This is a genomic window from Kribbella sandramycini, assembly GCF_013131805.1.
GTDB lineage: Bacteria > Actinomycetota > Actinomycetes > Propionibacteriales > Kribbellaceae > Kribbella > Kribbella sandramycini.
Genome location: NZ_JABJRC010000004.1, coordinates 332,545 through 345,841, shown reverse-complemented (window position 1 = coordinate 345,841; position 13,297 = coordinate 332,545). Strand labels below are relative to the sequence as shown.

The 13,297-nt window shown below is 69.8% G+C and carries 12 protein-coding genes; 4 read left to right on the top strand and 8 right to left on the bottom strand.

Annotation, left to right across the window (positions count from 1 at the left end; translation table 11 throughout):
• The first annotated feature begins 28 nt into the window (after positions 1-28).
• Both nuoN and HPO96_RS19870 read left to right on the top strand, forming a co-directional pair.
• Complete coding sequence (nuoN, locus tag HPO96_RS19875) at positions 29-1,555, top strand: NADH-quinone oxidoreductase subunit NuoN (RefSeq protein ID WP_238355348.1); 1,527 nt, start codon at positions 29-31, stop codon at positions 1,553-1,555.
• A gap of 11 nt (positions 1,556-1,566) precedes the next feature.
• Positions 1,567-2,574, top strand: coding sequence for a polyprenyl synthetase family protein (locus HPO96_RS19870; protein ID WP_420371471.1), 1,008 nt, complete (start codon positions 1,567-1,569; stop codon positions 2,572-2,574).
• 54 nt (positions 2,575-2,628) lie between these two features.
• Here HPO96_RS19870 and HPO96_RS19865 read toward each other — a convergent pair whose 3' ends face one another.
• The 5 genes from HPO96_RS19865 to rarD all read right to left on the bottom strand — a co-directional run bounded on the left by HPO96_RS19865 (position 2,629) and on the right by rarD (position 8,100).
• Complete coding sequence (locus tag HPO96_RS19865) at positions 2,629-3,084, bottom strand: cupin domain-containing protein (protein WP_171674982.1); 456 nt, start codon at positions 3,082-3,084, stop codon at positions 2,629-2,631.
• Between the two features lie 10 nt (positions 3,085-3,094).
• Entirely contained in the window at positions 3,095-4,441 is a 1,347-nt protein-coding gene (locus HPO96_RS19860; RefSeq protein ID WP_202886175.1) for an MFS transporter, read from the bottom strand.
• A 62-nt stretch (positions 4,442-4,503) separates the two neighbouring features.
• The gene (locus tag HPO96_RS19855; protein WP_171674980.1) at positions 4,504-4,986 is read right to left on the bottom strand and encodes an RrF2 family transcriptional regulator; all 483 of its coding nucleotides are present in this window, start codon (positions 4,984-4,986) and stop codon (positions 4,504-4,506) included.
• Between the two features lie 76 nt (positions 4,987-5,062).
• Positions 5,063-7,129, bottom strand: coding sequence for an alkaline phosphatase PhoX (locus HPO96_RS19850; RefSeq protein ID WP_171674979.1), 2,067 nt, complete (start codon positions 7,127-7,129; stop codon positions 5,063-5,065).
• A 41-nt stretch (positions 7,130-7,170) separates the two neighbouring features.
• Positions 7,171-8,100 carry an EamA family transporter RarD gene (gene rarD / locus HPO96_RS19845; protein ID WP_171674978.1) on the bottom strand — a complete coding sequence of 310 codons (930 nt, stop codon included), beginning with the start codon at positions 8,098-8,100 and terminating at the stop codon, positions 7,171-7,173.
• Positions 8,101-8,237: 137 nt separating this feature from the next.
• Here rarD and HPO96_RS19840 point away from each other — a divergent pair, with 137 nt between their 5' ends.
• A complete protein-coding gene (locus tag HPO96_RS19840; RefSeq protein WP_171674977.1) occupies positions 8,238-9,005 on the top strand; it encodes a TIM barrel protein in 768 nt (255 codons plus the stop codon).
• Here HPO96_RS19840 and HPO96_RS19835 read toward each other — a convergent pair.
• Both HPO96_RS19835 and HPO96_RS19830 read right to left on the bottom strand, forming a co-directional pair.
• Positions 8,990-10,405, bottom strand: coding sequence for a hypothetical protein (locus tag HPO96_RS19835; RefSeq protein WP_171674976.1), 1,416 nt, complete (start codon positions 10,403-10,405; stop codon positions 8,990-8,992). The genes HPO96_RS19840 and HPO96_RS19835 overlap by 16 nt on opposite strands.
• Positions 10,402-10,890: a SigE family RNA polymerase sigma factor gene (locus tag HPO96_RS19830; protein WP_171674975.1), complete on the bottom strand. Its 489-nt coding sequence runs from the start codon at positions 10,888-10,890 to the stop codon at positions 10,402-10,404. The genes HPO96_RS19835 and HPO96_RS19830 overlap by 4 nt, the downstream gene beginning before the upstream one ends.
• 188 nt (positions 10,891-11,078) lie before the next feature.
• On the opposite strand from HPO96_RS19830, the gene HPO96_RS19825 reads away from it, so the two are divergent.
• The gene (locus tag HPO96_RS19825) at positions 11,079-11,840 is read left to right on the top strand and encodes a D-Ala-D-Ala carboxypeptidase family metallohydrolase (RefSeq protein WP_238355308.1); all 762 of its coding nucleotides are present in this window, start codon (positions 11,079-11,081) and stop codon (positions 11,838-11,840) included.
• Between the two features lie 144 nt (positions 11,841-11,984).
• Here HPO96_RS19825 and HPO96_RS19820 read toward each other — a convergent pair whose 3' ends face one another.
• Positions 11,985-13,223, bottom strand: coding sequence for a DUF445 domain-containing protein (locus HPO96_RS19820; protein ID WP_238355307.1), 1,239 nt, complete (start codon positions 13,221-13,223; stop codon positions 11,985-11,987).
• Between the last annotated feature and the right edge of the window lie 74 nt (positions 13,224-13,297).

Sequence of the window (13,297 nt, the reverse complement as noted above, 5' to 3'; positions counted from 1 at the left end):
GGCGCCGAAGATCGAGTACAACGAGCTGATGCCGTTGCTCGTCGTGTTCGGCGCGGCCTGTGTCGGCGTCATCGCCGAGGCGTTCCTGCCGCGGGCCTGGCGGCACCTGGTCCAGCTCGCGATCACACTGGTGGCGATCATCGTCGCCGGCGTGCTGACCGGTTTCCTGATCGCCGACGAGAAAGAGCTGGTCGCGGCGCTGGGCGCGATCTCGGTCGACGGCCCGGCGCTGTTCACCTGGCTGATCCTGCTGGCGCTGACGCTGGTCAGCGTGCTGCTGTTCGCCGAGCGGTCGCTCGACGGCGGGCTGTCCGCGTTCGCCGGCCAGGCGGCCGCCGTACCGGGGTCCGAGGCCGAGCGCGAAGGCACGGCGGCCCGGCTGGAGCACACCGAGATCTTCCCGCTGACGCTGTTCGCGGTCGGCGGCATGATGCTGTTCGCCTCGGCCAACGACCTGCTGGTGCTGTTCGTCGCGCTCGAGGTCTTCTCGCTGCCGCTGTACCTGCTCTGCGGGCTGGCGCGCCGTCGCCGGCTGATCTCGCAGGAAGCCGCGATGAAGTACTTCCTGCTCGGCGCCTTCGCCTCCGCGTTCCTGCTGTTCGGGATCGCGCTGCTCTACGGCTACGCCGGCACGATGTCGCTCGGCGGGATCGCCGACGCGCTGCAGACCCAGACCGGCGGCGACGCGATCCTGTTGGCCGGGACGGGCCTGATCGCGGTCGGCCTGCTGTTCAAGGTCGGCGCGGTGCCGTTCCACTCCTGGACGCCGGACGTCTACCAGGGCGCCCCGACGCCGGTCACCGGTTTCATGGCGGCCTGCACCAAGATCGCCGCGTTCATCGGGCTGATGCGCGTCTTCTACGTCGCCCTCGGCGGCACCCGCTGGGACTGGGCGCCGATGATGTGGGTCGTCGCGATCCTCACCATGGTGGTCGGCTCGATCGTCGCGATCACCCAGACCGACGTGAAGCGGATGCTGGCCTACTCCTCGATCGCGCACGCAGGCTTCCTGCTGACCGCGTTCGTCGGGCTGGCGCAGGCCGGGAGCGGCGTCACCAACGGCGTCACCTCGACCCAGGCGGTGCTCTTCTACCTGGTCACCTACGGCTTCTCGACCATCGGCGCCTTCGCGGTCGTCACCCTGGTCCGGGACGCCGGCGGCGAGGCCACCCACCTGTCCCGCTGGGCCGGGCTGGGCAAGAAGTCGCCGCTGCTGGCCGGGATCTTCGCGTTCTTCCTGCTGTCCTTCGCCGGGATTCCGCTGACCGCGGGCTTCACCGGCAAGTGGGCCGTGTTCAGCGCGGCGTGGACGGGTGGCGCGTGGCCGCTGGTCGTCGTCGCGGTGCTGTCCAGCCTGATCGCCGCGTTCTTCTACGTCCGCGTGATCGTGCTGATGTTCTTCTCGGACCTGCCCACCGACGCGCCCGACGTGGTGCTGCCGGGCTGGCAGACCACGACCGCGGTTGCCCTCGGTCTCGCCGCCACCGTGATTCTCGGCCTGGTCCCCGGACCGGTGCTCGAGCTGGCGGCCCGCGCGGGTGAGTTCATCCGTTGAGTCCGACTCCGCTGCCGGCCGAGAGCCTCGGCTTCGCGTTCGCCGATGCGGCGCTCGAAGCCCGGGTTCGCGCTGGGCTCGAGGTGGTCGAGCAGGCGCTGCGCGACTCCACCGAGTCCGAGGCGCCGTTCGTCACCGCCGCCGCCCAGCACGTCATGGTGGCCGGCGGCAAGCGGTTCCGGCCGCTGCTGGTGCTGATCTCGTCGGAGTTCGGCGACCGTCCGGCGTCCGACGAGGTGGTGAAGTCCGCGGTGGTGGTCGAGCTGACCCACGTCGCGACGCTGCACCACGACGACGTGATGGACGAGGCCGCGCTGCGCCGCGGCTCGGCCACCGCGAACGCCCGCTACGACAACTCGGTCGCCATCCTGTCCGGTGACTGGTTGTTCGCCCGCGCGTCCGACCTGGTCGCCGACCTCGGCCCGGAGGCGGTCCGCATCCAGGCCCGCACCTTCGGCCGGCTGGTCGAGGGCCAGATCCGCGAGACCCTCGGCGTCGGCGAGGGTCAGGACCCGCTCAAGCACTACCTCTCGGTGGTCGCCGACAAGACCGGCTCGCTGATCGCGACGTCCGCCCTCTTCGGTGCCCGCTTCGCCGGCGCCTCCGCCGAGATCCAGGAGTCGCTGCGCGCCTTCGGCGAGGAGATCGGCGTCGCCTTCCAGCTCGCCGACGACATCCTCGACATCGCCGGCGACTCCGGCCAGTCCGGCAAGACCCCCGGCACCGACCTCCGCGAAGGCGTCCCGACCCTCCCGGTCCTGATCTTCCGCGCCCAGGCCGACCCCACCAACCCCGACGACGCCCGGCTCCTGGAGCTCCTCGACTCGGACCTCTCCGACGACACCCGCCTAGCCGAAACCCTCGACCTCCTCCGCGCCCACCCCGCCTTCACCCAAGCCGAGGACGACGTCCGCCGCCGCGCCGCCGACGCCCGCCGCCTCCTCGCCCCCCTCCCCGACACCCCCGCCCGCCAAGCCCTCGACTCCCTCTGCGACCTCGTAGTAGCCCGCTCGGTCTAGTCGCACCACACGTCGAAACGCCCGGCCAGGTAAGACCTGCCGGGCGTTTGTTGTTCAGCGGTTGAGCCAGACGGGGCTTTCGACGTAGTGGTTGTCGTAGTGGGTGCTGGTGGCGGCTACGTCGGACCAGGTGGATCGGCCTTGGTAGGCGGATTCGAGGAGGCGGTAGTAGCCGAAGCGGGGTTTGGCTTGGGTGAGGACGAAGAGGACTTCGGCGGGGGTGGGGCCGAGGGCTTCGAAGGCGTGCGGGGTGTTGGGCGGGACGAAGAGGAAGTCGTTGATTTGCAGGGTGGTGAGGGTTTCGCCGGTGAGGACTCTGAGGGTGCCGGAGAGGACGTAGAAGAGTTCGCCGGCGTGCTGGTGGAGGTGCGGGGGAGCGCCTTCGGTGCCGGGGGTGAAGGTCGAGCGGTGGCTGGTGAGGTGGCCATTGGTGTCGGCGACGTCGGCCAGGAGGGTGATGCCGGCGGTGGGGAGGTGCTCGGCGCTGGCGGTGGAGATGTGGATGGTCATGTGGGGCTCCTCAGACGGTGACTGGGGTTGGGGTGCGGCGGGCGGCGGTCAGGGCTAGCAGGGCGGTGAGGATGACGCCGGCCGCGGTGAGGAAGACGGCTAGGCGGATGCCGGTGGTGGGGTTGGCGGGTTGGTTGGCGATGGCTACCAGGACGGCCAGGCCGACGGCGTTGCCGACTTGCTGGCCGGTGGAGGCGAGGCCGGAGCCGATGCCTTGGTGTTCGGCGGGGACGCCGGTGGAGGCGGCGGCGTACATGGTGGTGAAGGCGCTGCCTTGGCCGAGGCCGAGGACGAGCAGGCCAGGGACGAGGGCGGCGTACGACGAATCGGCGGACAGGGCGAGGCCGAGGAGGGTGACGCCGGCGGCGGCGAGGGCAAGGCTGGCGCCGAGGGTGCGGTGCAGCCCGGCCCGGGTGGCGATCCGGCCGCCGAGGTTGGCGCCGAGGAAAATGGCGACGGTCGGAACCAGGTAGGCGAGGCCGGTCTGCAGGGCGGTGTAGCCGTGGATGTCCTGGAAGTAGACGGTCTCGAAATAGAGCAGCGGGCCGAGTGTCGCGGCGAACAAGGTGATGACGACGACGCCGGTGCGAAGGCTGCGCTGGGCCGGCAAACCCAACGGCAGCAGGGGATCCGCGGACTGCTGCTCGATCCGGACGAACGCCGCGAGCAGTACGACGCCGCCCACAGCCGCGACCAGACTCGTCGGACTCCACCCGGTCGCAGGGCCCTGGACGAGTGCGAACACGATCGCCGTGATCCCCGACGTACCGGTCACCGCACCCGGTACGTCGAACCGGCGCCGACGCCGCGCACCCTCCACCCGCGGAAGCAGAATCACCGCCGCCGCGACACCGATCGCCGCGAGCGGCACGTTGACGGTGAACACCGCGGCCCAGCCGAAGGACTCCGTCAGGACGCCGCCGAGCAGCGAGCCGAGCGCCATCCCGGAGCCCCCGGCCGCACCCCAGACGGAGAACGCGCGGTTCCGTTCCTTGCCCTCGGCAAACAACGTGCCGATCAGGGACAGCACCGCCGGAGCGAGGATCGCGCCGCCGAACCCTTGGACGGCGCGGGCCGCGATCAGCAACCAGGGCTCGGTGGCGAGCCCACCCGCGAGCGACGAGACGCCGTACAGCAACAGCCCGGCGATGAACATCCGCCGCCGGCCGAGTAGATCGGACATCCGCCCGCCGAGCAGCAGCAGCCCGCCGAACGGGACGGCGTACGCGCTCACCACCCACTGCAGGGTGTGCGGCGCGAAGCCGAGCTCCCGCCCGATCTCGGGGACGGCGACGAACACGATCGTGTAGTCGATCGCGATGATCAGCTGCGCGAACGCCAGCAGCGCGAGGATCAACGCCTTATTATGGACATTAAACATCCAGAATCACTTCCTGAGAAAAGACGCGATGGGGTGGATCAGGATTTGAGGTTGTCGAACCGGCGCCGCACGTTCTCCGGGGCGGCCGGGTTGGCGCCGACGACGCGGTCGGCGATCTCGGCGATCGTCCGCCCGGCCAGCTCGCGGCGATAGGTGAGCTCGGCGCCGCGCATCGCCTGGGAGATCTGGCAGATCTGGACGTAGTCGGCCTTCGGGTCCGCGCCCGGGCCGTCCTTGAGGATCTCGCGGCAGCGGAAGGCGTCCTCGGCGCCGTCGATCGCGACGACGATGTCGAGCAGGCTGATCCGCTCCGGATCCCGGGCCAGCTGGAAGCCGCCCTTCGGCCCTGACGTCGAGGTCAGGATGCCGGCCCGGGCCAGCGCCTGCAGCTGCTTGTTCAGGTACGCCGTCGGCAGGTCGTAGAAGGCGGCGAGGTGCTTGGCGGTGACCGCCCGGCCGGGGATCCAGCTGAGGTTCACACAGCTGTGCATCGCCCATTCGACGCCCTCGTTCATCTTCATAATCTGGATACTAAATGTCCTGAATAGGGCTGGTCAAGTGGCCCGGCAGTGTTCTGCCGGGCCACTCGAAGCGGTGTCAGCTGCCGACGCGGGCGCCGTCGTGGCGCCAGACGCAGGCGATCGCGGGGCGGGGGAACCGGTCGGTGTGGGGCCAGGTGGAGGTGGGCTTCTCGAAGGTGGCGTCGTCGGTTTCGCCCGGGTGCTGGACGGCGACGAAGGCGGTCTTGTCGTCTTCGGAGACCAGCGGGCCGCAGGCCTCGGCGCCGAACGGCACGGAGAGGAACTGCTTGACCTGGCCGCGGTTCGGGCCGGCGACCGGGACGGTGAAGATACCGTCGTTCGAGCCGAGGACGTTGCCGTCGGTGGAGATCCACAGATTGCCGGCGCCGTCGAAGGCGACGTTGTCCGGGCAGGAGATCGGGCTCACCTTGGACTTGTCGAAGCCGCCGAAGTAGGTCTCCTGGGCGGCCGGGTCGCCGCAGACCAGGAACAGGGTCCAGAAGAAGCCGGTCTTGGCCGCGTCGTCGCCCTCCTCGGTGATCTCCAGGATGTAGCCGTTGCGGTTACCGGCCTTCTCGATCAGCGGGCCGCCGAGCTTCTCGCGGACGTGCGAGGTGCCGATCGGGTTGGCCTCGTCGAGCGCGTGGGCGCCGCCGCGCTTGTCGTTGTTGGTCAGCGCGGCGTAGACCCGGCCGTTGACCGGGTTGCGCTCGACGTCCTCCGGGCGGTCCATCCGGGTCGGCGAGACCTTGTCGGCCGCGATCCGGGTGTCGATCAGGACATCGGCGACCGACATCCCGTCGACGAAGGACTTCTTGTCACTGGTCAGCGGGATCCACTGGCCGACGCCGTCGTACAGGCCGTCGGCGTCGCCGTCGCCGGTGAACTTCGCGACGTAGAGCGTGCCCTCGTCGAGCAGGCCGAAGTTGCGCTTGCGGTTGTCCGGGTCGTACTTGCCGGTCGAGACGAACTTGTAGATGTACTCGCCCTTCTCGTCGTCACCGGTGTAGACCGCGATCCGCCCGTCGGCGGTGATCGTCGTGGTGGCGCCCTCGTGCTTGAGGCGGCCGAGCATGGACCGCTTCTTCGGCGCGGCGTGCGGGTCGTACGGGTCGACCTCGACCACCCAGCCGGAGCGGAACACCTCGGTCGGCGTCTTGGTCAGGTCGAAACGCGGGTCGACGACGCTCCACTGCCGGGCCGACTTGGTGACGGTGGTCGGGACGCCGTACCGCTTGTACGACGCCTCGTACTCCTTCGGCGTCGTGCCGCTGACGTCGTAGTACCCGTTGAAGTTCTCCTCGCCGGACAGCACGGTGCCCCACGGGGTGACGCCGCCGGAGCAGTTCCCAAAGGTGCCGTAGGCAACCTTTCCGACGCGGCTGTCGGCAGCGGCCGGGCCGGTCACCTCGAACTTGGTGGCCGCGGTGATCCGGCGGTTGTAGCGGGACAGCTGCTTGTCGCGGCGCCACTGCCCGCTGCGGCCGACGCGCTCGAGCTGGACGACGGACATCCCGTGCGCGGCGATGCCGATCTTGGCCTGGGTGGCCAGGTCGTACTTGCCGGTCGGGAACATCAGGTACTCGTCGGTGTACTCGTGGTTGCAGACCAGCAGCGCCTTCCGCTCGTCGCGCAGCGGCACGATCATCGTGTAGTCGTTGTTGTAGCCGAACTGCTTGGCCTGCGCGGCCGCGGACTGGCGGTGCGCGTCGAACCGCGGCGCGCCGTACTCGACCGGGTCGCCCCAGGCGATGATGACGGCCTGCTGGTAGCCGCGCGGGACGACGATGTCGTCCTTGCGGTTCGGCGGGACGACGCCGTGCGTCAGCTTGCCGTGGCCGCCGGCGAAGCCGGGGAAGTCCCCGTTCCCGCGCGGGTAGCCGCCGTAGGTCTGCTGGTCTGCGGTGGCCGGCAGGTTGGTGGCCAGGGTCGCGACCCCGGCCGCCGCGGCGCCGGCGGCGCCCACCTTCAGCACGTTGCGGCGGGTGAAGGCCGAGCGCATGACGGACTGGATGTGCTCGTTACCGGACGTGTTCGGCTGAGCGTGGTCGCACTGGTTGGCGCACTTCATCTCACAGGTGCGGAACGAGCGGGAACCATGGCGGGTACCGAGCTGGCTGAGCAGCGGCAGAAACTTGGTCACGCCGGGGACCTTAGGGAGGGCAAGCAGGCCCTGGGTGAAGGTCAGGTGAACGTCGGACGGCTTAGGTTGCCCTTAGTAGCCAATCGGAGCTGGCTCGTCACGCGGCGTTGCCGAAGGCTGTCGCCGGTGAAGATCACCAGCGCCACCCAGACCAGCCCGAAACCGGCCCAGCGCATCGGTGACATGTGCTCGTGGAAGATCGTCACCCCGCAGATGAACTGCAGGATCGGGGCGACGTAGTTCAGCAGGCCGAGGGTCGTCAGCGGGATACGCGTCGCGGCCGCGCCGAAGAACAGCAGCGGGACGGCGGTCAGCGGCCCGGTCAGCAGCACCAGGACGAAGTACCCGATCCCGAAATCCGTCACCGTCGAGTCGCCCCGGACGCCGAGGAACACGATCGCGGCCAGCGCGAGCGGGACGACGGCCCCCGACTCGATCGCCATCCCCTCGACGGCGCCGGCGTTCGCCCGCTTCTTGATCAGCCCGTAGAACCCCCATGAGAAGGTCAGCACGATCGCGATCCACGGCGGCCGGCCGTGCTCGATCGCCAGGCCGACGACCGCGAGGAACGCGATCGCGAGCGCCGTCCACTGGGCCGGTCGCAGCCGCTCCTTGAGCACCACCACGCCGAGGAACACCGCGAACAGCGGGGTGATGAAGTAGCCGAGGGACGTCTCGACCACGTGGCCGCTGACGACGCCGTAGATGTACGTGCCCCAGTTGATCGAGATCAGGAACGCCGCGCCGACCAGGGCCCAGCGCCGCCGCGGCTCGCGGAGCAGCGCGCGGACGTTGCCGAACTTCCGCAGGACGGCGACCAGTACCACGATCGTGGTCAGCGACCAGAGCACCCGGTGTGCGAGCAGCTCGATCGGGCCCGAGTGGTCGAGCAGCCGCCAGTACAGCGGGAACAGGCCCCACAGCAGGTACGCGGTCAATCCGTAGGCGAACCCTCTGCGTTGTTCCGGCACATTCCGCAGCCTAAGTCCGCTCGTCAGTGGCATCCAAGAGGTTTGCTCATGACGTGAGATGGCGTGGTGAGGATCTCATCGCGTGGACAGGCCGGTCTGATGCGGTTGGATAGAGGGGTGAACCTGAGGAGGCACGCGTGGGTGTGAGGACCGGTCTGGTCTCGGTGACATTTCGGCAGTTGCCGGCCGACGAGGTGGTGGAGGTCGCGGCGAAGGCCGGCCTGAAGGCAATCGAGTGGGGCGGTGACATCCATGTGCCGCTCGGCGACCTGGTCACCGCCAAGCGGGTGCGGAACCTGACGTCCGTGCACGGCCTGGAGATCGCCGCCTACGGCTCCTACCTGCGGGCCGGTGCGGCCGACCGCGAGGAGATGCGCGCGACCGTCGCCACCGCCGAGGCGCTCGGCGCGCCCCGGATCCGCGTCTGGGCCGGCAGCGTCGGTACGGCGGAGGCCGGCGTCGGCGACCGGATGGCGGTCACCCGCGGCCTGGCCGAGCTGGCGGAGGTCGCCGCCGGGTCGGGGATCGAGATCGCGCTCGAGTTCCACCGCAACACGTTGACCGACGAGATCGACTCCACCATCACCTTGCTGATGGATGTCGGCGCCCCGAACCTGACGACGTACTGGCAGCCGCCGGTCGGCCTCGGCGACGAGGAGTGCCTCGATCAGCTGGAGGCGCTGCTGCCCTGGCTGGTCAGCGTGCACGTCTTCTCCTGGGAGCCCGACGGCGCCCGCCGCCCGCTGGCCACCCGGGAGTCGTTGTGGCGGCAGGTCCTGCACCGCCTGCAGAACGACCCCCGCGAGATCAACGCGCTGCTCGAGTTCGTCGAGGACAACAAACCCGAGCAGCTCCTCACCGACGCCGCCGACCTGAACTCCTGGCTCGGTCAGACCGGTAAATAGATCGCGATCGCGAGCGTCCCGCCGGTCGGCTCGCCCTGGGTGACCACCACGGCGGCCGTCCGCGCCGGGCCGGCCGGGATGACGTCCTTGCCGACGCCGAGGTCGTTGCCGTCCTCGACCTCGATACCGTTGGCGATCTCGGTACCGGCCCGAGCCTGGACCTGCACCGGCGCGGTGCTGCCGAGGTTCTTACCGCCGTACGCGAGGACGAACTCCTGGTTCACCGGCGCATCGATCGTGACCTTCTTCTGCGGGCCCGGCGCGCTCCGGAACGAGTCGAACCGGTAGGTGCGCCCGCCGATCTCGATCCGTTCGTCGAACTGCACGCCGCCGACGGTGCGCTGCGGGCCCTGGGCGTACACGCCGAGCGCGAGCAAGGCGTTGTCGGGAACGGTCGAGGTGCCCTTGCGGCCGTCGCGCAGTTTGATGACCGCCTCGACCTCGCGACCGGCCGGAACTGCCGCGGCGAAGGTGGCGCTGCCGACTGCGCCCGCATCGGTCGAGTCCGCGCCGCAGGACATGCTGAGCTCTGGCTGCCCGTCGATCGACATCGCAACGCTGTAGGGGTACGCCGTCGGCAGCGGGCCCTCGTCGGCGGTGCAGAACGGCTGCAGCTTCAGCGGAGCGCCCGTCCCGGTGAAGCGGAAGCGGACCTCCTTGGCGCCGGGTTCGGAGACGGCCGCGCCGAGCAGCGTGTCGCCGCCGACCTGGCGGCGGTAGACGACGCCCTTGTCCTGGAAGTCCCGCGGGCCGGGTTGCGGCACGGCTCGGAAGTCGGAGCTGCCGGTGGTGCTGTAGATGCCGACGGCAACCCGCGCGGTCTTGTCGCCGGGCTCGCGGGTGTCGGAGTCGATGACGTCCGCGGTGACCGTGGTGTTCCGGCCGACCGGGGTGGTCAGCCAGAGCGGTGAGTCGGGCCGCGTTTCCTCGCCGTACGTATCGGTGATCGTCGCGCCGACATTGCACTGTGCGGTAGCCACGACGCGCTGCCCGATCCGGATCTCCACCGACTTCGAGCGCTGACTCTCCGTCGTACAGGTCGCCCGGACGGCGATGTGGTTGGTGGTCGGCGTCCAGCTGAAGGAGAACCTGTCCTGGTTCTGGTTGCCGATCCAGCCGCCGAGCAGCTTGTCGGCGCCGATCCGGCCGGGGATGGAGATCCCGTCCCGCTCGTAGTCCGACGGCGCCGTGCTCGACGGGTCGGGCTGGGTGTTGGTGACGACGCCTGGGACGACGGCGATCGCGACGGCGGCCACGGCGGCGACCGAGGCGACGGCGGTGGCCGCGCGGCGCTGCTTGGTCCGGTGGATCTTCTGCCGGACGCCGGGCAGCAGGTCGGGGTGGTCGCCGGTCTCGCCGGCGCGCGTGCTGAGCTCGGTGCGGAGGTCCTGGAGGTTCATCGGGAGGTCTCCTCGGAGAGCAGTGCGGGGTCGAGGCGGAGTTTGGCGAGCGCCTTACTGGCTTGGCTCTTCACGGTCCCGACCGAGACGCCGAGCAGCTGAGCGGTCTCGGTCTCGGTCAGGTCCTCGTAGTAGCGCAGGACCAGGACGGCGCGCTGGCGGCGGGGGAGCCGGCCGAGCGCCGCCCACAGGTCCTGGCCGTCCTCGGCGCTCGTGCTCGCGCCGGTGTCGGGGAGCTCCGCGCTGGGGATCTCGTTGTTCCAGCGGCGCCGCCACCACGACGTGTAGGTGTTCATCAGGATCCGCCGGACGTACGGCTCGGGGTTCTCGCCCTCGATCCGGGACCAGGCGAACCAGGCCTTGGCGAGGGCCGTCTGGCAGAGGTCCTCGGCCAGGGCGTGGTCGCGGGTGAGGAGGTACGCCGTCCGGAGCAGCGCGCTCGAACGACTGTCGACGAAGGCGTCGAAACCCTCGGATGTCGTCACCGGCGGCCCCGTTTCCCCGGCACGCAGAGTCAGCGCGCTGTTCTGGATGGTCACATCTTGCCTGACCGGGTGGACTCCGGATTTGGTTGCCTGTTCGGCAGAAAGTTTCTTGTTGGCCCTGGTCAACCGGTGGATGCTGCCGTAATGCTGGCCGGTGACAGAGTTCCTTCACCGCCCCGGAGGTTGTCATGTCCCAGCTTCTCGGTCGCCCGCTGCCGCGGGTGGTCGCCATTCTGCTGTTGTTCGCGGCGATGCTCGCCGCCACCGTCACCACCCAGATCGTCACGGCGACCGAGGCCCGCGCCGACGGTTGTTACACCTGGGGCCGCACGCTCAGCCAAGGAATGACCGGCGAGGACGTGCGGCAGTTGCAGATCCGCGTCGCCGGCTACCCCGGCTACGGCGGCCACCTGGCCACCGACGGGAACTTCGGACCGGCCACCAAGGCCGCCGTCCAGCGGTTCCAGTCGGCGTACGGGCTCGGCGCGGACGGGATCGCCGGGTCCGCGACGTACACGAAGATCTACGCGCTGCAGGACGACGACTGCACGCCGATCCACTTCACCTACGCCGAGCTGGACGACGGCTGCGGCGGCTCCGGCTACGACGGCGGCCCGCTGTCGGAGGCGGCGACCAAGGCGAACGCGCTGCAGACCATGTGGCAGCTCGAGGCCCTACGGCATGCGCTCGGCGACGCGCCGCTCAACGTGACCAGCGGGTTCCGCAGCATCCCGTGCAACAACTCGGTCGGCGGCGCCTCCAACAGCCAGCACCTGTACGGCCGCTCCGCCGACCTGGTCGGCAGCCACTCGCTCTGCACGCTGGCCAAGCAGGCCCGCAACCACGGCTTCGGCGGCATCTTCGGCCCGGGCTACCCGGGACACAACGACCACACGCACATCGACATCCGCACCTCGAACGTCTGGGACGCCCCCAACTGCGGGATCTAGCGCCCTTCGGGCGCGTTGTGGAGGGGGTGCATCTGCGCCTCGAACGTCTGGGACGCCCCGAACTGCGGGATCTAGCGCCCTTCGGGCGCGTTGTGGAGGGTGTATCCGCGCCTCGAACGTCTGGGATGCCCCGAACTGCGGGATCTAGAGAAACGTGCTCAAGGTGTGAATCGCTAGACCGACAAGGGCTCCGACGACGGTTCCGTTGATGCGGATGAACTGGAGGTCGCGCCCGACGTGCAGCTCGATGCGGGCGGCGGCTTCGCGGCCGTCCCAGCGGGCGATGGTGTCGGAGATGACGGAGACGATCTCGCTGCCGTAGGTCCGGATCACGTATCCGACGGCCTCGGCGGCGCGATCGTCGACCTTCGCCCGCAGTCCGTCGTCGGTCTGCAACCGCCCGCCGAGATCCTGGATCGCCTTCACCGCGCGCACCTGCAGGGTGCTCGAAGGGTCGGAGATCGCATCGATAAGGGCCGTGCGCAACGAATCCCAGACCGCGGTCAGGCTGGAGCCCATATCCGGATGGGTCAGCATCCGCGACTTGAACGCCTCGAACCGCGCCATCGTCTCGGGGTCGTTCTGCAGATCGACGGCGAGTTTGCGCAGCAGCCGGTCGATCGCCTGCCGGGCCGCGTGGTCCTGGTTGTCGCGGACGTCGGCCAGCCAGGCGACCGCCTCGCGATGGATCCGGTCCACGACGAGCCGGTCCACCCACATCGGCGACCAGCGCGGCGCCCGCGGGCCGACGACGTCCGCCAGCAGCTCGCGGTTGTCGCGCAGCCAGTCGTGCGCCTCGACCATGAGCAGGTCGAGCAGCGCGTGGTGGGCGCCGTCGTCCACGACCGACTCCAGGAAGTGGCCGGCGATCGGGCTCAGCGGCTCCTGCACGAACCGCGGGAGCAACGATCCGCGGACGAACGCCGTCACGTCGTCGTCCCCGAGTTTCGGCAGCGCGGCCCCGATCGTCCGCGCGCCCTCGGCGACGATCCGCTCGGCGTGGGTGCCCGCGGCCAGCCACTCACCGGCCCGCCGGCTCACCTCGGCCGAGCGCATCTTCTCCGCGACGACCTCCTCGGAGAGGAAGTTCTCGGTGACGAACTGCTCCAGGCTCTCGGCCAGGCTGTCCTTGCGCGTCGGCACGATCGCGGTGTGCGGGATCGGCAGCCCGAGCGGCCGCCGGAACAGCGCCGTCACGGCGAACCAGTCCGCCAGCGCGCCCACCATCGCGGCCTCGGCCGCCGCGTTCACATAACCCCACGCGCCGTCCCGGTGCAGCGTGACCACGTAGATCACCGCGGCCAGCACCAGCAACGACAACGCGACCAACCGCATCTGCCGCAGCCCACGCTGCCGGACCAGGTCGGCCGCACCCAACGTCATGGTCGCCATACTTAGATCCAACCAGGTGATACCCAGTAATCCGGTCAGGTGAGGTCCTGGTTCGCCCCTGAGGT

Excerpts from the sequence above, each read along its gene's own strand:
- nuoN (WP_238355348.1), top strand. The coding sequence starts at position 29 with ATGCCGTTGCTCGTCGTGTTCGGCGCGGCCTGTGTCGGCGTCATCGCC.
- HPO96_RS19835 (WP_171674976.1), bottom strand. The coding sequence starts at position 10,405 with ATGAACCTCCAGGACCTCCGCACCGAGCTCAGCACGCGCGCCGGCGAG.
- HPO96_RS19855 (WP_171674980.1), bottom strand. The coding sequence starts at position 4,986 with ATGAAGATGAACGAGGGCGTCGAATGGGCGATGCACAGCTGTGTGAAC.
- HPO96_RS19825 (WP_238355308.1), top strand. The coding sequence starts at position 11,079 with ATGTCCCAGCTTCTCGGTCGCCCGCTGCCGCGGGTGGTCGCCATTCTG.
- HPO96_RS19865 (WP_171674982.1), bottom strand. The coding sequence starts at position 3,084 with ATGACCATCCACATCTCCACCGCCAGCGCCGAGCACCTCCCCACCGCC.
- HPO96_RS19820 (WP_238355307.1), bottom strand. The coding sequence starts at position 13,223 with ATGACGTTGGGTGCGGCCGACCTGGTCCGGCAGCGTGGGCTGCGGCAG.